The organism is Streptomyces cyslabdanicus, assembly GCF_052663305.1.
Genome location: NZ_JBQRUW010000029.1, coordinates 38,616 through 60,306, shown reverse-complemented (window position 1 = coordinate 60,306; position 21,691 = coordinate 38,616). Strand labels below are relative to the sequence as shown.

The 21,691-nt window shown below is 69.6% G+C and carries 10 protein-coding genes and 1 pseudogene; 3 read left to right on the top strand and 8 right to left on the bottom strand.

Features of this window, described 5'->3' with window-relative positions:
* Nucleotides 1-260: 260 nt before the first annotated feature.
* Together ychF and ACTYVM_RS18585 are read left to right on the top strand one after the other, a co-directional pair.
* Nucleotides 261-1,349 carry a redox-regulated ATPase YchF gene (gene ychF, locus ACTYVM_RS18590; protein ID WP_445526961.1) on the top strand — a complete coding sequence of 363 codons (1,089 nt, stop codon included), beginning with the start codon at nt 261-263 and terminating at the stop codon, nt 1,347-1,349.
* 282 nt (nt 1,350-1,631) lie between these two features.
* Complete coding sequence (locus tag ACTYVM_RS18585) at nt 1,632-2,180, top strand: DUF1062 domain-containing protein (RefSeq protein WP_445526960.1); 549 nt, start codon at nt 1,632-1,634, stop codon at nt 2,178-2,180.
* Nucleotides 2,181-2,282: 102 nt separating this feature from the next.
* Here the strand turns inward: ACTYVM_RS18585 and ACTYVM_RS18580 are convergent, their stop codons facing one another.
* The 5 genes from ACTYVM_RS18580 to ACTYVM_RS18560 all read right to left on the bottom strand — a co-directional run bounded on the left by ACTYVM_RS18580 (nt 2,283) and on the right by ACTYVM_RS18560 (nt 11,183).
* Complete coding sequence (locus ACTYVM_RS18580; protein WP_445526959.1) at nt 2,283-4,394, bottom strand: SpoIIE family protein phosphatase; 2,112 nt, start codon at nt 4,392-4,394, stop codon at nt 2,283-2,285.
* Nucleotides 4,395-4,865: 471 nt separating this feature from the next.
* Nucleotides 4,866-5,945: a PEP/pyruvate-binding domain-containing protein gene (locus ACTYVM_RS18575; RefSeq protein ID WP_445526958.1), complete on the bottom strand. Its 1,080-nt coding sequence runs from the start codon at nt 5,943-5,945 to the stop codon at nt 4,866-4,868.
* A complete protein-coding gene (locus tag ACTYVM_RS18570) occupies nt 5,942-7,699 on the bottom strand; it encodes a PEP-utilizing enzyme (RefSeq protein ID WP_445526957.1) in 1,758 nt (585 codons plus the stop codon). Before ACTYVM_RS18570 ends, ACTYVM_RS18575 begins: the two co-directional genes overlap by 4 nt.
* 94 nt (nt 7,700-7,793) lie before the next feature.
* Nucleotides 7,794-7,916 carry a hypothetical protein gene (locus ACTYVM_RS18565; protein WP_445526956.1) on the bottom strand — a complete coding sequence of 41 codons (123 nt, stop codon included), beginning with the start codon at nt 7,914-7,916 and terminating at the stop codon, nt 7,794-7,796.
* 99 nt (nt 7,917-8,015) lie between these two features.
* A complete protein-coding gene (locus tag ACTYVM_RS18560; protein ID WP_445526955.1) occupies nt 8,016-11,183 on the bottom strand; it encodes a DNRLRE domain-containing protein in 3,168 nt (1,055 codons plus the stop codon).
* 536 nt (nt 11,184-11,719) lie between these two features.
* Between ACTYVM_RS18560 and ACTYVM_RS18555 the strand changes: the two genes are divergently transcribed.
* Nucleotides 11,720-19,510, top strand: a complete 7,791-nt coding sequence (locus ACTYVM_RS18555; protein WP_445526954.1) for a ricin-type beta-trefoil lectin domain protein — start codon at nt 11,720-11,722, stop codon at nt 19,508-19,510.
* Between the two features lie 595 nt (nt 19,511-20,105).
* On the opposite strand, the pseudogene ACTYVM_RS18550 reads toward ACTYVM_RS18555, so the two are convergent.
* The 3 genes and pseudogenes from ACTYVM_RS18550 to ACTYVM_RS18540 form a co-directional block, all read right to left on the bottom strand.
* Nucleotides 20,106-20,840: pseudogene (locus tag ACTYVM_RS18550) on the bottom strand (site-specific integrase); the annotation flags it as partial.
* Between the two features lie 125 nt (nt 20,841-20,965).
* Complete coding sequence (locus ACTYVM_RS18545; protein ID WP_445526953.1) at nt 20,966-21,211, bottom strand: DUF7848 domain-containing protein; 246 nt, start codon at nt 21,209-21,211, stop codon at nt 20,966-20,968.
* On the bottom strand, nt 21,199-21,450 hold the full coding sequence (locus ACTYVM_RS18540; protein WP_445527014.1) for a hypothetical protein: 252 nt from the start codon (nt 21,448-21,450) through the stop codon (nt 21,199-21,201). Before ACTYVM_RS18540 ends, ACTYVM_RS18545 begins: the two co-directional genes overlap by 13 nt.
* Between the last annotated feature and the right edge of the window lie 241 nt (nt 21,451-21,691).

Sequence of the window (21,691 nt, the reverse complement as noted above, 5' to 3'; positions counted from 1 at the left end):
GGGAGGGCGTGCCGCGGGAGGGCGCCGCGCCGGGGGTACCGGCGGCCTGCCTCGTCGCGGTCCGTGCTGCTGAGGTCGCGTCCTGTGCTGCTCCACTGGACCAACCTAGGTCTGCTTATGTGGCGAATAGCCCACCTGACACGCCGTGCGCGGCCGCCTGGCCAAGCGTTCGAACCGTCGAGGGGGCCGGTCGCGACACGCCGTAGACTGGTGGATCGGCCGCCTGGCCTCCAGTCTCCTCACGTACGGGAAGTCGCAACGTGTCGCTCACGATCGGAATCGTCGGTCTGCCGAACGTCGGCAAGTCGACCCTGTTCAACGCCCTGACCAAGAACGACGTGCTCGCGGCCAACTACCCGTTCGCCACGATCGAGCCGAACGTCGGTGTCGTCGGGGTGCCGGACGGTCGTCTCGCCCAGCTCGCCTCGATCTTCGGGTCGGAGCGGATCCTGCCGGCCACCGTCGACTTCGTCGACATCGCCGGCATCGTGCGCGGCGCAAGCGAGGGTGAGGGCCTGGGCAACAAGTTCCTCGCGAACATCCGTGAGTCGGACGCGATCTGCCAGGTCATCCGCGCCTTCAAGGACGAGAACGTCGTCCACGTCGACGGCAAGGTCTCGCCGAAGGACGACATCGAGACGATCAACACCGAGCTGATCCTCGCCGACCTCCAGACCATCGAGAAGGTCCTGCCCCGGCTCCAGAAGGAGTCGCGGATCAAGAAGGACGTCGCTCCCAAGGTCAAGGCCGTCGAGGAGGCCAAGGAGATCCTGGAGAAGGGCGACACGCTCTTCGCGCACGGCATCGTCCAGGGCACCGAGCGCAACGAGCTCCTGCACGACCTGCACCTCCTCACCACCAAGCCCTTCCTCTACGTCTTCAACGTCGACGAGGACGAACTGGTCGACGAGGACTTCAAGAACGAGCAGCGCGCTCTGGTGGCCCCCGCCGAGGCGATCTTCCTCAACGCCAAGCTGGAGGCGGACCTCGCCGAGCTGGACGAGGACGAGGCCCTGGAGCTCCTCCAGTCCGTCGGCCAGAACGAGCCCGGCCTGGCGACGCTCGCCCGCGTCGGCTTCAACACCCTCGGCCTGCAGACCTACCTGACGGCCGGCCCCAAGGAGTCCCGCGCCTGGACCATCAAGAAGGGCGCCACCGCCCCCGAGGCCGCCGGTGTCATCCACACCGACTTCCAGAAGGGCTTCATCAAGGCGGAGGTCATCTCCTTCGAGGACCTCCTGGAGGCCGGCTCGGTCGCCGACGCCCGCGCCAAGGGCAAGGCCCGCATGGAGGGCAAGGACTACGTGATGCGCGACGGGGACGTGGTGGAGTTCCGCTTCAACGTGTAGCGGGCGCTGCGCCACCATGTCGCTGACCTGGCGAACTTGCAGGTCAAGAGGGGTCCGACCTTTCGGGGTCGGGCCCCTGGCCGTTGCCGGTTCCAGCCCCCTCGAAAACCAGTGGAGCGGCGGCGCTGTGCGCCGTTACCGTGCTGCCGAACCGAGTCGTCTGGTCAAGGACATGCCGTTGTACACCCTGTGAGACCTCCCAAGCGCTGATCTGTCGCGCGTCGCGCATCTGCGCCGCGCTGCTTTTTGCTGCGGACTTCTCACTGGAACCGGTGTACTTCTGTGCTCAAAAACTGGGTGGTCGTGCCCACCTGCCTGCCGCTCGTTCTCCGCCGTTGCCACGCGTGCGCGTGCGGGCGTTTCCGGGCAAGCGGTAAATTTCGCGTCAACGCCAACCACAAGCTCATCGACGCCTGGCTTCTCGTGCTCTGCACCGCTTGCGGAGCGACTGCGAAGCTCACGGTCCTGGAGCGGATGAACGTGCGCTCCGTACGACCTGAGCTGCTCGACCGGCTGCATGACAACGACCCCGGCCTGACAGCCGAGTTGCTCCAGGATCCGGTCCTGCGGCGCCGTAATCGCATCGCCCTCGACTGGGACGGCGCCTGGCGCCTCGACACCGGCGGATCGGATCACCTGGACCGCGAGGTGATCGACGTCTCGGTCCGCTTCGCGGCGCGGATCCCCGTCCGGCCGGTGCGACTGGTCGCCGAAGGGTGCGGTCTCTCGCGGGCCGAGGTCGAGAGACTGATCACGGAGGGGAACCTCGTTTCGGCGGTCCGGCTGGGCGGCAAGCTCTCCGGCGACTTCACCTTCACGCTCAAGCGCTGAGGGCTCCTCGGGACCAGGGGCCGGGGCCTGGCCGGCAAGATCCGCCGGACAGGCCCCGGAGCCGACCTCCGTTCGCCGGTTCAGGCCCCGGTGGTCGGGTGGTCAGGCCGGTGTGAGGGAGATGTCGGCCCAGATGGTCTTGCCCTGCGGGGTGTGGCGGGTGCCCCACTGCTGGGAGAGCTGAGCGACGAGCATCAGGCCGCGTCCGCCCTCGTCGTAGACCCGGGCGCGGCGCAGGTGCGGGGAGGAGCTCCCGGCGTCGGAGACCTCGCAGATGAGGTCGCGGTCGTGGATGAGACGCAGCTCGACGGGCGGCCGACCGTAGCGTATGGCGTTGGTGACCAGTTCGCTGACCACCAACTCGGAGGTGAAGGTGGCCTGGTCCAGTCCCCAGGCCGCCAGCTGTTCGGTGGTCTGGGCGCGGGCCTGCGCGACGACCTCGGGGTCGAAGGGAAGGCTCCAGGTGGAGACATCGGACTCGCCGATGGCGCGGGTGCGGGCCACGAGCAGGGCGATGTCGGCGCCGGTTTGGTCGGGGCGGGTCTCCTCCGGGCGGGTCGCTGTGAGCACGGCGTCGCAGACGGCGTCCAGGGACAGGGCGGGCCGGCTGAGTGCCTGGCGCAGCCTCGTGAGCCCTTCGTCGACGTCGCGGTCGCGGGCTTCGATCAGGCCCTTGGTGTAGAGGGCGAGAAGGCTGCCCTCGGGAAGTTCGATCTCGGCGGCCTCGAAGGGCAGGCCGCCCAGGCCCAGGGGGAGACCGGCCGGCAGGTCGAGGAGGTCGGCGGTGCCGTCCGGTCCCACGATCGCGGGCGGCGGATGGCCGGCCCGGGCGAGGGAGCAGCGCAGGGAGACGGGGTCGTAGACCGCGTACAGACAGGTGGCCCCGAGCCCGCCGGCGGCCTCGGCGGCGGCATCCGCCGTGGCGTCGGTGCCCGCGGCGCCCTCGATTTCGGCGGAGGTACGGATGATGAGGTCGTCGAGGTGGGTGAGCAGTTCGTCGGGCGGCAGGTCGATGTCGGCCAGGGCGCGTATGGCCGTGCGCAGCCGGCCCATGGTGGCCGCGGCCTGGACGCCGTGCCCCACGACGTCGCCGACCACCAGGGCCACCCGCGCGCCGGAGAGCGGGATCACGTCGAACCAGTCGCCGCCCACGCCGACGCGAGTGGTGGCGGGCAGGTAGCGGGAGGCGACCTCGAGCGCGGTCTGGTCGGGCAGCCTCAGCGGCAGCAGGGTGCGTTGCAGGGTCTCCGCGGTGACCCGTTCGCGGGTGTAGCGGCGGGCGTTGTCGACGCAGACGGCTGCCCGAGAGGTGATCTCCTCGGCCAGGAGGATGTCGTCCTGTTCGTACGGCTCCGGGCGATGGCTGCGGGCGAAGCGGGCCACGCCGAGGGTGACGCCTCGGGCGCGCAGCGGTACCACCAGCACCGAGTGGGTTCCCGACAGGCGGATCCGGGCCGCTCGGGCGGGGTCGTGGACCGCCCACCCGTCGATGGCGGAGTCCGTCGTCTCGTACATCCCGGTCAGGCCGGTCGCCAGGGGCAGGGCCGCCGGAGAGGACGCCGGATAGTCGGCCAGGTCGCCCGGCTGGAGGCTGCCCGTCCACGCACCGCCGGAGTACCCCGCTGCCGTTCGCCGCATGGTGACCGAGCCGGTCAACGGGCCGGGGGGCGGTTCGTCGCCGTGGTCGATGAAGGTGAGCAGATCGACGGCCGCGTAGTCGGCGAACCACGGTACGGCCGTGTCGACCAGCTCCTGAGCGGTGCGCGTGATGTCCAGCGTGCTGCCGATGCGGCCGCCGGCCTCGTTGATCAGGAGGAGCCGTTCCCGGGCGTGGTCGTGCTCGGTCATGTCGTGTGCGGCGAGGCAGACGCCGCGCACCCGGCCGGTCCGGTCCCTCAGCGGGGCGAGGGACACCGACCAGGCGTGCTCACGGGTCTCGCCCGGGACCCGTAGGTGGCTCTCCACGCGCCGCCGTTCACCGGTCTCCAGGACCTCGCGCATGACCTGCTCGGTCTCCTCACCGGCGGCGTGCGACAGGACCTCGGGCAGCCGCAGTCCGCGCATCCGTTCCTCCGGGAGGGCGGTCGCGCGCTGCATCTCGGCGTTGGCGCGTACCACCCGCAGGTCGGCGTCGAAGACCGCCGCGGCGCAGGGGAGCTGGACGAACCCCTGTTCCGCCGACTCGGTGTCCTCGTCGCGGCGGTGTCGCGTCATCTCGGCTCATCTCGGCTCATCTCGCTCCCCATGGGATTCTCCCCGCTCAGGGCGGGAGTACCACCGGGCACATCCGGTCGGGAGCGGGCCGTGACGCGCACCACCGGGCACACCTGGTCGGGGGCAGGCGAGCGGGGGCTCGGCGCGGACTGGCGATGCGGGCGAGCCGGTCGAAGCCGGCGACCGGATCCCGGACGTCCACAGGGACGGTGCGAGTTCCCCCGGCCCGGGTGCCGCAGACGTCGTGGGGCACGGCGTCGATGAACACGGCCCGCTCGGTGATGGCGCCGAACGCGCCGAGAACCCTCGGCGAGGGTCCGGTCCGCCTCGGGGCGGATTCGCCGTCTGCTCCGGCACGCCGTACAACGTGCTCATCAACGTCAGGGTATCCGCGCCGCCGGTGTACGGCGCGGCCTGCTCCGCGCGCGGCCGAGAAGAAGACGACGGGCCGGACCGGGACATCTTCCGGCGTCATCCGCAGGGTCGGCCGGCCCCTGAGCCGAAGGCGTACTTGGCCGCATAGGCGACCGGATCCCAGGCGGCGACGCTCCCGCTCCGCGGTTGGACGGTGATCGGCCGCGCCTGGACGACGGTGACCTGTCCGCCGGGAACCCGGTCCCTGTCGATCACCCATTCGACATCGACGGGATGGCCGTAGTGCCGTTCGATCGCGAGTACGGCGTCCACGACGCACCCGACCTCCTCCTCGTCGAGCACGGCCCGCTCCCGCAGCCGCTCGGGCATCGGCACCTCGGCCACGCGACCGGCCCGACCGTCGAGGACCGAGAGGAACTCCTTGGCCGCGACCTCGTGGCGCAGGACACGGCGGTCGTCCTTGCCCACCTCGACGCGGTCGGGCGTGACCAGCCCCCGGACGACGGCTTCGCCCCACCCCCAGTTGGCTTCGATCACCATCCGGTCGCGCTTGCCGGTGACCGGGTGCACCGAGAAGGCGACGCCGGACGAGCGTGCGTTCACCAACTCGACGACGCCGACGCCCATCGGGGTCCGGCGATGGCTCAGGCCGTGCTCGAGCCGGTAGCGGATCGCCCGCCCGGTGAACAGGCTCGCCCAGCAGGAACGCACCGCCTCGACCACCCGTCCGGAGCCCGACACACCGAGGTGGCTGTCGAAGACGCCTGCGAAGCTCGCGCTTGCGGAGTCCTCACCCGTCGCCGACGAGCGGACCGCGACCGGCACCTGCGGGCGCGACGAGCGGTCGCACAGTTCGCCGTAGCACTCGACGACCGCCGCGGCGACCGGTTCGATGACGTCGACCTCCTCGAACGCCTCTCGGATCCGGGCCGAAGCGGCCTCCACGGCCTCCTGCCGATGTGGATCGCGGACGCCGGCCAGCACCCGGTCGGCCAGCAGGTCCAGGCCGGACGCACCGACGTGCAACGCGTAGGCGGCGGTGGTGACGGCGAAGCCGCGCGGCACGCCGAACCCGGCGCGGCCGAGTTCGGCCAGGGATCCCATCTTCGGCCCCGCGGCGGCCGTCACGGCGTCGGGCTCGGCCGTGTCCAGCCAGGTGACCAGGTCGGTCGTCACCTGCCGCTCCCACCTGCCGGCGCTCCCATCCGGACGACGGTGACGGTGCCCCGTTCGCCGTCCACCTCGACCTCGTCGCCGTCCTTGACCAGCACGGTCGCCAGGCCGCAGGCGGTGACCGTCGGCACGCCGTACTCGCGGCCGACGATCGCGGCGTGCGACAGCATGCCCCCGCTGTCGCAGACGCAGGCCGCGATCGCGGCGAACGCCGGCGTCCAGTTGGGCGAGGTCGACTCGCACACCAGCACCTCGCCCGGCCGCAGGCGATGCAGAGCGTCGGGGTCGGTGAGCACGCGGGCAACGCCCATCGCCCGTCCCTTCGCCGCGGGCACGCCGGTGAGCGTGGTCCCGGCCCCTGCCCGGCCGGTGGCCGTGACCACGCGCAGGAAGCGCTCGTCGAGGCCGAAGATCTCGGTCAGGATCGGGTCGTCGACGGTTTCGGGGACGGTGCCGAGCACCTTGGGCATGCTCGCGCGCCGTTCGTGCCAGTGGGCGAAGTACTGGCGGCGTACCTCGACGATCGAGCGGAACTCGTCGTACGAACGCTCACCCGAGGCGACGGCGCTCAGCTCCGGACAGAACAGGAAGAGCGTGTCGTCGGGACGGTCGGCGCCGGCCTTCTGAGCGATGCCCAGGGCGGCCCGGCGCATCGGCAGCGAGACCCGCAGGTCGATGTGGTGGCTGTGGTCGTCCTGCCACCGGAGGAAGTTCGCGGCCTGCACCGAGGCGAGGCCGGCGTCGAACGCCTCCTGTTCGTGCCTGGTCAGCCGCGAGCGTGCCGCGTCGATCGCGGTCTCACGTTCGGCCTGCGCCTGGCGCAGCGCGGCCCCGAAGTCGTGCTCGGCGCCCTCCCGCAGGAGGGCCCTGACCATCCCGAGCACGGGTGCGGGTTCCTCGGCCCAGCTCGGCAGCGCCACGTCGCAGATGCCCTCGATGCGGTGGCCGTACACCTCGAGGAAGTCGCCGAGCCGGCTCAGCCAGGCCGTCGCCGAACCGCCCTCGGCGGCCAGCGTGCCCGCCAGCCGCTCCGGCTCGGTGGTGGCGAAGAGCGACTCCAGCCCCGCGTCACGGGCCGCCGCGGCGAGCCTGCCCAGCTCGCGGTCGGTCTCCATGATCTTGGTGTCGTAGCCCTGTAGGAACGTGCCGACCTCGCGGGGGTCCATCCCCAGCTCCGCGCACATCCCGGCGAACCCGAGGTGGTTGGCCAGCAGCGGGTACATCATCTCGAAGTGGATCTCGAACGCCCGCTGGGCGTAGCGGCGTGCCTCGGTGAGCATGGCGCCCAGCTCGCTCAGCGAGGACCGTTCGACGTCGATGCGCTGGAAGTGCCGCCAGCCCGCTTCGATCTCGGCCACCCGCCGGTTCCACAGCGCGTCGAAGGTGCGCAGGAACCCCGGCAGGTGGCTCCGCGACCGCACGGTCCGCGCCTCGATCTCGTACCGGCTCTCCACCGAGATCGCCGCGGAGTAGACGTGGGTGCCGGCGATCCGCTGCGTGATGCCACGGCTGCGCGGCAGCGGCATCTGCTCGGCGGCGAGTTGCGTGCCCCAGGAGTAGCTGTCCTCCAGCCAGGTCGTCCCGAGCGGGGTGAGCCCGCGCGGGCAGTGGAAGTCGAGGAACCAGAAGCGCTTCTCGTCCTGCTTGGAGAACGTCCGGAACGGCTCGACGACGAACGGCGAGTGCCCGAAGGCCGGCGTGAACCCCGGGTACCACTCATCGGTGGTGTACTCGTCGACCGGAATGACCAGGCTCATCGGACCTCCTCGGAAGACCCTCACGGGTGTCCCCCGCAGCCGCCCGTCCGCCCTCGCGCACATCAAGCCTCCGCTGTGCGGCGGCTCGGCGCCACTACCGGCGGGACGGCGGCGTCATGCCGGCGCCCGCCGGGCCCGGCTCCGGCGCGAGGCGGTCCAGCTCGGCTGTGAGCGCCTCGCGCAGTGTGTTGCGGTCCTCGCGTCCGTCACCGGTCATCGGCTTCCACCACCTCCGTCACTCGGCCACACGACGGGAAAGGGGTGGGCCCCGACGCGCGTGGCGCCGGGGCCCACCCCGGGGAACGGGACCAGGCGGTCAGCCGAAGGACTTGATCGCTTTCCAGTCCACGGTCAGGACGATCTTCGCGGCCGGGTTCGTGTTCGTCCGGGACGGATAGTAGATCCGCGTCTGGCCGTCAGTGGCGAAGACGGCCCAGATGTCCGGGATCTTGTCGCCGTTGACGTCCGGGATGCCGAGCGCGATGCGGACGTTGGTCTCCTGCCAGCTGGTGCCGTACGAGACGTCTCCGTTGAGGGAGTTGACGGCGACCTTGAGCGACTCGAGGTCGACGCTGCCGCTGGTGGGACCCGGCTTGCCGTGGCGGACGTACATGTTGCCGTTGTCGAGGTTGCGCCACAGCAGGTCGGGGGTGCCGTCCCCGTTGATGTCGGCGACGTTGACGATGTCGCGGCGGGCCCAGGCGTCGACGTTCATCAGCGTCGCCGTCTGGAAGGTCGCACCGGTGTAGCCGGACAGCGCCCAGAACTCGGGACCGGCCCGCAGCACCAGGTCGGGCAGCTTGTCGCCGGTGATGTCGCCGACGGCCTTGATCTGCGTCCAGGTCGAGGGCGCCGGGGCGTTCGAGGGCAGGCGGATCCTGATCCGCTTGTCGACGTTGAAGCTGCCGTAGCCGTCACCGGGGTACAGCCAGAACTTGCCGTCCGGGGTGACCGCGAACAGGTCGGTGATGCCGTCACCCGGGTACGCGTCCGCGTAGTGGGTGATCAGCGCGGCCTTGCCGGTGGCCGGGTCGTACCAGTGGTTCTTCGGGTGCAGCTTGTTGTCCGAGGTGTACGAGGCGCCCAGGCATCCGTACAGCTCGCCGCCCTCGTTTCCGACGCAGTTCATCAGTTTGCCGTCGGCGTCGACGATCAGCAGGTCGGGAATGCCGTCGCCGTTCGTGTCACCGGGCGCGTCCTCGATGTCACGCGGCGGGACGTAGAAGGCGTAGTCCGAGCGTGCGCTCTTGTTGCCGTACTGGTCGAGGGCATAGACGTTCACCCAGGTCGGACCGGCGTGCGGCGGCTTCAGGTTGGTGATAGTGGCCTTGCCGTTGGTGGCCGCCGCGTCCTTGTAGCTCAGGCCCTCGAAGGCCCACTGGAACTTCGTCGCGCCCTGCGAGGTGAACGTCATCGAGCCGGTCCCGCCGAACTTGACCTTCGCCCAGGTCAGGCCGTCGGAGGTGGCCTGCGGGAAGTCGGTGCTCTCGACGGTGGGCTGCGGCGGAGCGGTCGCGTCGATGGCGATCCGGCAGGGCTCGCTTCCCGGCGGGAAGTACGTGGAGACCAGGCCGCCCGAGTCCTCGGAGCGCACGTCCCACGAGTAGGTGGCCTTGTCCTCCAGAGGGAACGTGGCGGGGATGGTCAGCGTGGCGGTTCCACTGGCGTTCGGGGTGACCAGGGTGCCGGCCGGGACGGTGCCGCCGGTCTTCCAGAAGCGGAAGCGCAGCTTGCTGAGGTTGCCGTCGGGGTCCTTTCCGGTCGCCGACAGCACGATGTTGGTCTTGCCGATCGTCACCTTGCCGGGGGCCGGCACGCAGGCGCCACCGGGAGTGGAGGTGCCGTTGGTCGGCTCGTTCGGCGGACGGTTGTAGACCACCTCCAGCGTCGCGGAGGTCGCCTTGAACTTGCGCCAGGTCTGCGTGTCCGACTCGGTGGTGGCGCGCATGCCGAAGGTGATGTTCGACCAGCCCTTGTCCGCGCCCTCCTGGGCGGCGGCCTTGACGTTGAACGCCTCGTAGGCGTCGGGGCAGGAGCTGGAGGACCAGCCGTGCGCGAACGACTTGCGCTGCAACTCCTTGGTCCAGCTGGGCTGCTTGTTCCACGTGGTGCCGGAGGAGATCGCCCCCGTCAGCCAGAACTGGAACTCACGTGTGGTGCAGGACCACGAGTGGTTGTTGAGCACCTTGAAGGTCGCGGAAGTGACCGTCGCGCCCTTCAGAGCGGTGCTGTAGCCCAACCGCCAGAACGAGCGGCCGGTGCCGCCGGTGTCGGACTCGTGGCCGACGCGGGCGTCGGCGGTGCCGGAGCCGAAGTTGGTGCCGTTCCAGTAGCTGGTGTTCGGGTACGGCTTGTACGCCGTCGTCCACGCCTGCCAGCCGCTGTTGAGCGTCGGGTCGACGAACACCGGGAAGCGGACGTCCTCGTCGGTGAACAGACCGGTCTCGCCGACCCGCAGGTCGAGCCGGGCCGCTCCGGTCCCGTCGCCCGCCAGGCGCATCGGCAGGGGGGCCTGGTGCGCCCCGGGTTCGATGCCGCTCAGCCCGGACAGCTTCAGCACGTCGGCGGTCGTCGCGACCGAGGTACGGGGCGCGGACCGGTCCTTCGGGAGCTCGGGGTCACGGCCGTTGGAGTCCCACGCGAAGGGAGTCGGGACGGAGCCGATCTCCTTGCCGTCCTCGTCCAGGATCAGGATGCGCTCGACGTCCTGGTCGCGGTGGAACACGGCCGTCTTCGAACGCAGCCCGTACGACACCGTCGCCAGCGCCTTGTCCCGGGCGGCCTGCGGGGTCTTGACGATCAGCAGCTGCCCGAAGCCGCCGTCCTCGCGGGCGACGAGCAGCAGGTCGACGCCGGGCAGCACCTCCGGGTAGAGGGCCCGGGGGCCGTCGAGCACCGGCTCGGGCAGGGGGCCCGGCCAGGTGTAGGCGACGGTGTGCCCGTCGATGTCCACCTCGGCCAGCACCGTCTCCTTCGCGGCCGGTCCCTCGGCCAGCGGCAGCCGGACGTAGGAGCGGTCGGCGCGCGCGGCCCCGCCCGGCGTACCACTGGAGAAGCGCACCGGCATCGGCGGGTTGACCGGGCGGACACCGAGGCCGCCGGCGTCCTTCGTCCGCCGCAGCCGGTTGTCGACCGGCGCCCACCTCCCCTCGGCGTTCTTCGCCCGCTGGGGCAGGGCGGTGGTCCGGGTGTGCATCTGCCCGTCCGGCCGCGCCCAGGTCAGCGAGGTGGCGGTGGTCGCCGTGTCGACGAGCACCTCCTTGCCGGTGCGTCGGGCCTCGACCACGGCGGCGGCCTCGTCATGAGGAGCGGTCGACGCCTGTTTCGCGCCGGTCGCGCTGCGGGCCTGCGGTGCTGAGGGCTCCTCGGGCTGCCACCAGGGCAGGAGAGCGGCGGTCAGGGCGGCCAGGACGAGGCCGAGCGTGAGCGTCAGCCGGGTGCGCGTGCGCACGAAAGGGCTGAGATAACGAGGCGGCGCGGACACGGCGGCGGTCTACTCCCAGGTGGGCCGGGCGGATTGGGCAGCACGGAAAGCCCCGGACGGCAGGCCGTGGGGCATGGGCGCGCACACGATCACATGTTCTGCACATGTGGTCTACATATGAAGATTTTATAAATCTGTGACGGAGGGATGGAGGTTTCTTGGTGATGCCGGGGTGGTGTCGCAACTGTCGTATTTGACACCCCGTCATATTCCGATCAGGCGGGGGATTTCGGTGAACGCCCCCTTGGTGGGCAGAGGTAGCGGTTCCGTGCGACATCGCCTGTGACGCAGATCACGGCAGCGCTTTCTGTCCGCCTCGCAGTGATCTTGAAGTGTGCGGCGTCCATGACAGAGAGTGCGGGCACGCACGCGCCCGGCAACGGGAGCGTGCCCTTTGGTGTGTCCACACCTCGTAGTTGTCTGCATCGCCCGGGTGGGAGTCGACGCGTATGCGTGCTCAAGGTCCACTGTCATGGCTGGGGCAAAAGCGCCTGGCCATGACGGAGTCACAACGACGGCGCCGCCGGCATGGCCGCGTGGCGACCGTCCTCTTGTTGTCCTCGACGCTGATGGTGACGAGCCTGAGCGCGGAGGCGTGGGCGATACCCGGCCCCGGCATGAGCCGTGAGGACTCGATCGCGCAGGTCCATCTGCCCGATCTCCCGGAGAGCACCTCGATCGAAGGCGACGAGGAGGCCGAGAAGAGCCTCACGACCGCACCCGAGGTCCCCGTCGACCCCTACGCGCCGACCGCCGTCACTCCCTGGACGGAGAACAGCGGCACCGCGACGCTGACCGCCGAGGCCGAACCCGGCACCACCGTCCCGGTCTCCAACGGCCTGCCGGTCGCGCTCGGCGTGCCCGAGGACACCGACCCGGCCGCCATCGCGGGCGAGTGGAAGGTCGACCTGGCCGCGCCGGCCGCGTCCCAGGAGGCCGGCGTCTCCGGCCTGATCATGCAGGTCACCCCGCCGGCCACCGCCGAACCGGACGCCCAGGTCGCGCTCACCGTCGACACCACCGGCTTCGCCGACCTCTACGGCCCCCAGGCCGCGGACCGCTTCGGCCTCGTGCTGCTGCCCGAATGCGTGCTGACCTCCCCCGACAGCGGCGACTGCGCCGCCGAGGGCGGCGTGCAGACCATGTCGGGCCGGGCGGACGGCAAGGCCGAACAGCTGCGCAGCACCGTGGAGGTGGTGCCCGCGAAGGACGCGCCCACCGACTCCACCGCCGCGAAGGACGCGCCCACCCGCAAGATCCTGACCGGTTCGGTGCCGGTCGCCGGCCTGCTCGGCGGCGAGGCGGCCTCGAAGACGACCGGCGCCTCCGTGCGCACCGCCGCCCTCCAGGCGGTGGACGCCTCCGGCCCGCAGGTCGTCGGCGCCCTGGACACCGGCGCGTCGGCCTCCGGCGACTTCACCGCGACGCCGCTGCTGTCCTCGGGCTCGTGGTCGGCCGGTGCCTCCTCCGGCGCCTTCACCTACGCCTACCAGGTGCAGGTTCCGGAGACCGCCGGCGGACTCAACCCCAGGGTGGCGCTGAGCTATTCCTCGCAGTCGGTCGACGGGCGCACCTCCTCGACCAACAACCAGGCCTCCTGGATCGGTGACGGCTGGGACTACAACCCGGGCTCCATCACCCGCACCTACGCCAACTGCCGCGAGGACTCGAAGAAGTCCGGGTCGAACAACGCCACCCACCGCACGGCCGACCTGTGCTGGGGCTCGAACAACGCCACCCTGTCGCTCGGCGGCATGACGACCGAGCTGGTGTGGGACAAGGACAAGGGCAAGTGGTTCACCGCCAGCGGCGACGGCTCCAAAATCGAGCAGATCAAGGACACCAAGGACCGGCAGAGCGGCAACGGCGCCAAGGACGGCGAGTACTGGGTCGTCACCACCCGTGACGGCACCCGCTACCACTTCGGCATGCACAAGCTGCCGAAGTGGAACACCGGCGACCCGGTCACCAACTCGGTCCTGACCGTGCCGGTGTACGGAAACCACGCCGACGAGCCCTGCTACAAGGCCGGCGACTGGGCCGGTTCGTGGTGCACCCAGGCCTGGCGCTGGGGGCTCGACTACGTCGAGGACGTCCACGGCAACGCCATGTCGCTGTGGTGGAAGCGCGACAAGAACTACTACGCCCGCAATTTCAACTTCAAGGCGCCGGTCGTCTACGACCGCGACGGCTACCTGGCCCACATCGACTACGGGCAGCGCGCCGACAGCCTCTTCTCCAAGGAGGCCCCGGCCCGCATCGGCTTCCAGGTCGACGAGCGCTGCCTGGGCGAGGGCTCGCTGAACTGCACCGAGGCCAACTTCACCGACAAGGACCCGGGCAAGTACCGCATCTGGTACGACACCCCGGCCGACCTGCGGTGCGACTCCGGCAAGAAGTGCTGGAACGCCGGCCCGTCGTTCTGGTCCCGCAAGCGCCTGGTCTCGATCACCACCTCGGCGCAGCGGCGCACCGACACCACCGCGCGCCAGGTGGTGGACAAGTACACGCTCACCCAGAGCTTCCCGGTCCTGAAGACCGGCCCGAACACGGCACTGTGGCTGGAGTCGATCCAGCGGACCGGATACGCCCGCCTCGGCAGCACGGACAAGAGCGTCACCCTCAACCCGGTGCGCTTCGAGTCCAACGCGGAGGACATGCCCAACCGGGTCATGCGGCCCAAGGACCCGCGTCCCGGCTTCTCCCGGCTGCGCGTCGCCCGTGTCATCAACGAGTACGGCGGCGAGACCGTCGTCACCTACAAGCCGGCCGCCGGTGACTGCGCCACCGGCGCCAACCTGCCCGGCAAGAAGGACACGGCGGCGCTGAAGTCCAACTCCCGCCTGTGCTACCCGTCGTTCTGGCACCCGGACCCCGAAGTCGAGGACATCGACTGGTTCCACAAGTACGTGGTGGACTCCATTGAGGAACTCCCCAACGTCGACGGTGCGTTCAGCACCAAGACGGCGTACTCGTACAAGAACGCCGGCTGGAAGCTCGCCGAGGCGGAGTTCACCAAGAAGTCCACGCGCACCTACTCGCAGTTCGCCGGTTTCGAGCAGACCACGGTGATCACGGGCGAGGACGAGCCGTCGATCGGCAGCAAGAAGTCCAAGTCCGTCACCCGCTACTTCCGCGGCATGGGCGACAACGTCTCGGTGAAGGACATCACCGGCACCGAGATCGCCAAGGACTCCGAGGCCTTCGCCGGCCGGATCGCCGAGGAACTCAGCTACGCGAAGGCGGGCGACGCGGACACCGACTGGCTGTCCCGCAGCGTCACCGTCCCGGCCGTCACCGAGCTGGCCAAGCGCGACCGCGACGACGGACTGAGCCCGCTGCGCGCCTGGCGTGTCACGGAGCCCGTGGAGATCGCGTACACCAGGTCCTCCGGCACCGGTGACGACACCCGCCGCGAGCGGATCGTCAGGACCGAGACCACCTACGAGGCGACCCACGGTCTGCCCACCCTGGTCGAGTCCCTCGGCGACACCGGTAAGACCGGGGACGAGTCCTGCACCAAGCTGGAGTACGTCCACCACACCGGCAAGAACCTCATCGGCCTGACCAAGCAGGTGCTGGTCTCGCCGACCACCTGCGCCAACGCCGACTTCGCCGACCTGACCACCCTGAGCGGCGCCACCCGCACCGCGTACGACGGCCAGGGCTACGGGGCCGCGCTCGCCGACACCACGCGCGGCCTGGCCACCGAGTCCTGGTCGCTGAACGGCACCGGCACCGGCTTCCAGACCGACGGGACCACCGGTTTCGACGCCGTCGGCCGCGTGGTCAGGCAGACCGACCCGGACGGCAAGTCCGCCACGATCACGTACACCCCGTCCTCGGGGCAGGTCTTCGAGGTTACCGAGACCAACTCCCTCGGCCACTCCCAGAAGCAGGAGCTGGAGCCGGGCCGTTCGACCGCGCTCAGGACGACCGACGCAAACGGCCGGGTGAGCGAGGCGAAGTTCGACCCGCTGGGCCGACTCGACGAAGCCTGGGCCCCGGGCCGCACCCCGTCGGCCTCGTCCGTGCCGGACTTCAGGGCCGTCTACACGATCCCGGCCTACGACCCGGAGAACCCGGACCGCAAGCCCCCGTACGTCACCACCTACACGCGCGGACACGAGGACCGCGTCGAGACCTCCGTCACCCTCTACGACGGCCTCGGCCGCGAGCGGCAGACGCAGGAGCAGGCGGACGGCGGCGGTCACCTGATCACCGACACGCTCTACAACAGCTCCGGTGAGGTCTGGCAGACGAACAACGCCTACCTGACCCACGACGCCAAGTTCGGTGAGCTGTTCACCCCGCTCGCCGACACGGCCGTCCCCAACATCACCCGCTACAGCTACGACGGCCTCGGCCGGGTGGTCGAGGAGATGCCGGTCCTCAAGGTCATGGACCCGCTGACCAAGGAGGCCACGTCCCAGCCGGTCACGGCGCGGGCCACCCGCTACGAGTACGGCGAGGACTGGTCGAAGGTCGTCAACCCGGAGGGAGCCTCCTCCTACCGCGTCTACACCGACGCCCTCGGCCGCACCTCCCGGGTGGACACGTTCAACCCGGCCGCGCCCGACGGCCTCACGTCGATGCGGTACGCGTACGACCACCACGGCCAGCTCGTGACGGCGACCAACTCCGCCGACAAGACGCACCCGTGGACGTGGACCTACGACCACCGCGGCCGGATGGAGACCGCCACTGACCCGGACACGGGCACCACGACGACCAAGTACGACCACTTCGACCGGCCGCTGACCACCACCGACGCCCGGGGCACCACCGTCTGGAACGGCTACGACGAGCTGTCGCGGCCGACCCAGCAGCGCCTGAAGGACTCGAGCGGCACCCTGCTGGCCGAGTACACCTACGACACCGTCAGCGGCGGCAAGGGCATGCCCGCCACCGCCACCCGCTACACCGACGGCCTGGCGTACACCCAGAAGGTCAACGGCTACACCAAGGACTACCAGCCGACCTCGACCACGCTGACCCTGCCGTCGACGCTGGCCGCCACGTGGGGGCTCGCGACCTCCTACACGTACGGCTACACGTACAGCGACACGGGCATGCTGGAGGAGGCCTCGCTGCCGGCGGTCGGAAAGTTCGCCGCCGAGAAGCTCGTCGTCCGCTACAACAAGGACGGCCAGCCCCTGTCGATCTCCGGCAAGGACTGGTACGGCTCCGAGACGGTCTACTCCCCATACGGCCAGGTGCTGCGCTCGACCCTGGGCGCGCAGCCGTACCGGGTGTGGACGCAGAACTCGTTCGACGAGTCGAGCGGTGAGCTCCAGGACCAGTCGGTCTACCGCGAGAAGACCGACGACAAGACCCTGGTCGGCGGGAACCTCGTCTCCAACCGGTCGTACACCTACGACCCGTCGGGCAACGTCACCTCGATCCGGGAGCACTCGGACGGGATCGCGGAGCGGCAGTGCTTCAGCTACGACCCGCTGGGTCAGCTGAAGTCGGCCTGGACCTCCAAGGACCAGACCGGGTGCGCCGCGCCGAAGAACAGCGACGGCACGCTGAACGTGGCGGCGGGCAAGGACAACTCCGGCTACTGGCAGGAGTACGAGTACGACCTGGTCGGCAACCGCAAGAAGCTCACCGAGAAGGACCTCACCGGCGACACCGCCAAGGACGCCACGACCAGCTACTCCTACGGCAAGGCCGACGGCACCCAGCCGCACACGCTGACCCGGGTGTCGAAGACCTACACCACGCCGCAGGGCGCGCAGGTCAAGGCCGAGGCGGAGCGGCTGTACGAGCTGACGGGCGAGACCAAGTCCGTCACCTCCGTCCAGAACGGCGACAAGCAGGACCTGACCTGGACGTACGACGGCCAGGTCGACCGGATCAAGGGCCAGGGTGCGGGCGGCCGCGCGCCCTACGTGGGCCTGGCGGACAAGTGCCTGGACCTGAAGGGCGGGACGGCGACCCCCGGGCAGCCGGTCCAGCTGTACGACTGCAACACCTCCCCGGCGCAGAGCTGGCGCTTCGCCGTCACTCCCGGGGCGACGCAGGCCGACCCCGACCGGGGCGCGCTGACCATCTACGACACCTGGTGCGCGCAGCCGGCCGGGAACACGGCCGGGTCGGCGGTGCAGTTGCAGAAGTGCGACGGCTCCGCGGGGCAGGAGCTCAAGCGGAACACGTCCGGTCAGCTCACCCACATCGCGTCGGGTCTGTGCCTGGCGGTCAAGGACGCCAACGCGGCGAACTCGACGCCGATCGAGCTGACCGCCTGCGACGCCACGAAGTCCGCGCAGTTGTGGGCGCCGCAGAACGACACCCGTCACATCTACGGCCCCGACGGCTCCCGCCTGCTGATGATCAAGGGCAAGCAGGCCACCCTGTACCTGGGTGAGGCCGAGGTCACCGTGCGGCAGGGCGGTGTCCTGGTCCACACCCAGCGCACCTACGCAGCTCCGGGCGGCGCGGTCATGCGCTACGCGAACGGCACGGGGGGCGAGACCCTGGTCGCCCTCGCCGGCGACCACCAGGGCAGCACCTACGCCGAGGTGGCTCTGAACGGCGGGATGCCGGTCCGGATCCGCAAGCAGGACCCGTTCGGCAACGAGCGCGCGGCGAGCACGGCCGGCGCCAACCTGCAGACCCACACCGGCTTCCTGGGCGCCACCCGCGACGACGCCTCCGGCTACCAGCCGCTGGGCGCCCGCCTGTACGACCCGGTGGTCGGACGCTTCCTGTCCGCCGACCCGGTGCTCGACCTGAACGACGTCCTTCAGTCCAACGGCTACTCCTACGCGCACAACAACCCGGTGACGATGTCCGACCCGACGGGTCTGGCCATCTCGCTGTCCGCCTCCGAGAAGGCCGCGGCCCTGGCGGGCGCGGGCCTGTCGGCGGCGCAGGTCGCCCAGGCGCAGTCCACCATGGGCAAGTCGCTGACCTCGGTGATTTTGTCCGTGGCGTGGGAGACGCTGAAGGACTTCATCGGCATCAACGACGCCCTCGCCTGCTTCGGCGGCGACATGTGGTCCTGCGGCAGCCTGATCATCCAGGCGATCCCGTGGGCCAAGCTCGGCAAGATCCCGGCGGTGATGAAGGCCGTCAACCGCACGATCAAGGCCATCGAGTCCTTCCGCGCGGCGAAGAAGGCGGCCGAGTTCGTCCTGAAGGCCGCGAAGGCGGCCGAGTCGGCCGCGCTGAAGGCGAAGAAACTGGCCATCGAGAAGGCCAAGAAGGAAGCCGCGCAACGGGCCAAGAAGAAGGCCGCCGAGCAAGCGAAGAGAACCGCCGACAAGGCGCTGGCCCAAACCAAGAAAACAGGCAACGGCGTCCAGAAGCAGGCCCAGGCGAAGGCGGCTCCGAGGTCGTCGTCGGTGTCCAGCGTGACCAAGTCCGGTGGTGGCAGCAAGGTCAACCTCACCAAGCCCGGTGGCAGCTCCGGCGGCTCCTCCCGAAGCAGCGGCGGCTCCAGCGGGAGCGGCGGCTCGGGCAAGGCCGGGAGCGGCGGGTCCAGCAATGGTGAGAGTCGTCCCGGGTGCAACAGCTTCGCTCCCGGTACCAGGGTCCTGATGGCCGACGGCTCCACCAAGCCGATCGAGGAGGTCAAGACCGGCGACAAGGTCGTCGCCACCGACCCCAAGACCGGCGAGAAGCGGATCGAGACGGTCACCGCCGAGATCAAGGGCCAGGGCCTGAAGCACCTGGTCAAGGTCACCATCGCCACCGGTGGCAAGAAGGGCACGAAGACGGCTCAGGTCACCGCGACCGACGGCCACCCCTTCTGGGTCCCTGAACTCGGCGAATGGATCAAGGCCACCGACCTCCACGCCGGCCAGTGGCTCCAGACCAGCGCGGGCACCTACGTCCAGATCACCGCGATCGAGCGCTGGACGGCCCAGACGGCAGCGGTTTACAACCTCACCGTCAGCGACCTCCACACGTACTATGTACTCGCAGGCGCCACCCCGGTCCTCGTTCACAACTGCGGAGGACTCGACGACGACGCGCACGCGGCAATTCAGGATCGCCATGGGACCGATATTGCTGATGGGGTTGACTACAACGTCCAGCGCATGTGTACGGCCTGCAACTCGGCCAGTGATGCGGCGGACCACACCATCAATGGAATCGGCGGCGACGTAGACGAATTGGGTCGATACCTGGCTGGTCAGCGCGACTTGGGCATGACTCATGTCGATCGGAGGAAGCCAGGAACAACTGCCAGACGTGATGAGAGTAGGGTGGATTCAAGTGGTAGGGGTGTGACGATCGTCCAAAACTCCTACATGGTTCACGCTTATCATCAGTCGTTGGACGAGTTCAACAGCATCTTCAATTCGCTGGGGTGAGGTCGCATGTATCGGAGGGTTCGCCTCAGGCGTTCGGGTGAAAGCTACGTACTCAGCCTCACTCCGGCCCAATTCGAACTGGTCAGAAGGGTGCTTGTGGATCTTTATGGCGGCAGTCACTCTTCAGAGGTGGTGGCCGTCGTGGCTGGTGACGCTTCGGCGGAACTCCTCGAACTGAGGGGTCGAGAGGTGGACTTCCAGTCGCGCTCGAACATTGAGGTGGCATTGAGTCACTCTGACCTTCGGGTGTTGTATGGAGCCCTGGCGTTCGCCTTCTTGAATCGCTCGTCGGAAGAGGCGTTTCATAACAGGTACGGCTTCTACAGCGAGAATGTCCAGACTGTGGGGTGGGCGATCTGTGCGGCTCTCCAGGGAGTAGGGAACTCGGTGTAGCCATTCTTCCCCGGATTAAGTTGAATACTTGGTCTGGGTTCACGGTTCTAGAGGGTTCACTCGTTTCGAGTCTGCTCCCGTAATGGGCGCGCCCAGAGTCGAACTTCGAGTCCCCTGAGATTTCACCAGCAAACATGAAGCCCCGTCAGGTGCGTCCTGGCGGGGCTTCTGCATGGGCTGACGGCAGTAGTTGACGGCAACGTCAGCGGACGAAGACGGCGCAGGGCGGCGGTTCATCGCCGTCGGAGCATGTCGCCTTGGTGTTCTCCGGGCTGCCGAGGGCGGTGCTGAGGGTGTCGATGGCGTCTCGCTGGAGGCGGAGTCGGACGTGGGCGTAGACGGTGGCGGTGACGCCGATGTGGGCGTGGCCGAGGAGTTCCTTGATCACGACGAGTTCGACGCCTTGCTCCAGGAGCAGGGTGGCGGTGGAGTGCCTGAGGTCGTGGAAGCGGATGCGGCGGAGGCTGGCCTTGCGGAGGAGCGTGGTGAAGGTGCGGGTGAGGTTGGTCGGGTCGATCGGTCTGCCCTGCACTGTGGTGAACACGTGCGCGTCGTGCTGCCACGTGGTGCCCGCGGCCTCACGCTCGCGCTCCTGCTGCTCGTGGTGGAGCTTCAGCGACTGGACGCAGCGGGCGGGAAGGGCGATGCGGCGCTCGGAGGCGCGCGTTTTGGTGGGCAGCGTGGTGAGCCCGCCGGTGCTGGTGCGCTGGAGTGTGCGGCGGATGGCGGCGGTGCCCGCGTCGAGGTCGAGGTCCTCCCAGCCCAGGCCGAGGAGTTCTCCTTTGCGGAGTCCGGTGTGGAGGGCGAGTTCGAACAGCGCGTGCAACCGGTGTCCGCGCGTGGCCGCGAGGAGCTGGCGGGCTTCGTCGGCGGCGAGGGGTTCGAAGCGCCGGGGCCGTGGGGTGCCGGTGCGGACGTTGCGGGCGACGCTGCGCGGGGCACGCATGTGAGGGCCCGTCCCTGCCAGGGCTGACGAGGACGGGGAGCCTCGATCGGCCGTGCCTGGCAGGGACGGGAGATGGGTAGGTCGGCGCGGTGCGGCGCCTGGGCGAGCGGGACGGTTCACGTCTGCCGCCAGGCTCGCCAGGGCCGGGTGATGATCTCCCGGTAGGTGTGGTGGGATGGATTCTGGCCGCAGTGCCGCAGCACCCAGGTCTGCGGTTCGGCGAAGTCCTTGCTTGTCGGGGACGTCTCTCCGTCCACGGCGCACTGCATCGCGTACAGGACCGGCTCCGCGTTCGGCTCGCGGTCGGGCTGGAGCGTCCAGGTCTCGTAGCGCAGGACCGAGCGAGGGGTCACCGTCCCCACCTCCGGTTGGCCGCGGCCACCTTCGCGCTCAACTCCTCCGTCGGAGTCGGCCTACGTACGTCCTCGGGCGGCACGTCCCACTCCCGGCCACCGCGCGGCGGTCGAAGCTGCACGTACGACCCCACATGGCCCATCACCACGCCCACCTTGCCGCTCCGCCGGTCGACCACCAGGGCGCCGGCTTCGGGCGAGACGGTGTGCCCGTCGGCATCAGGGGTGGGGGCCGTCATCGTGACCACCCTGGCGAGGTGGCGCGCGACCGGGCGTCCAGTCGCAGGGCGGGAACACATGGGGTGGCGCTCATTCGCACGGTGACGCTCCTCGGCGGCGTTGATGCGTACCCCTGGGCCTGTTGGTGCCGCAGGGTCGTCACCGATCCTCACGCCGGTCACCGGGACGAAGGAACCTCCGCCAAACCCCACTTCGGGACGTCCTGCACCGTGTAGAACGTCCCTGGTGTCGTCCTGAGACGAAGAGGGA

Excerpts from the sequence above, each read along its gene's own strand:
- ACTYVM_RS18580 (WP_445526959.1), bottom strand. The coding sequence starts at position 4,394 with ATGACGCGACACCGCCGCGACGAGGACACCGAGTCGGCGGAACAGGGG.
- ACTYVM_RS18565 (WP_445526956.1), bottom strand. The coding sequence starts at position 7,916 with ATGACCGGTGACGGACGCGAGGACCGCAACACACTGCGCGAGGCGCTC.
- ACTYVM_RS18570 (WP_445526957.1), bottom strand. The coding sequence starts at position 7,699 with ATGAGCCTGGTCATTCCGGTCGACGAGTACACCACCGATGAGTGGTAC.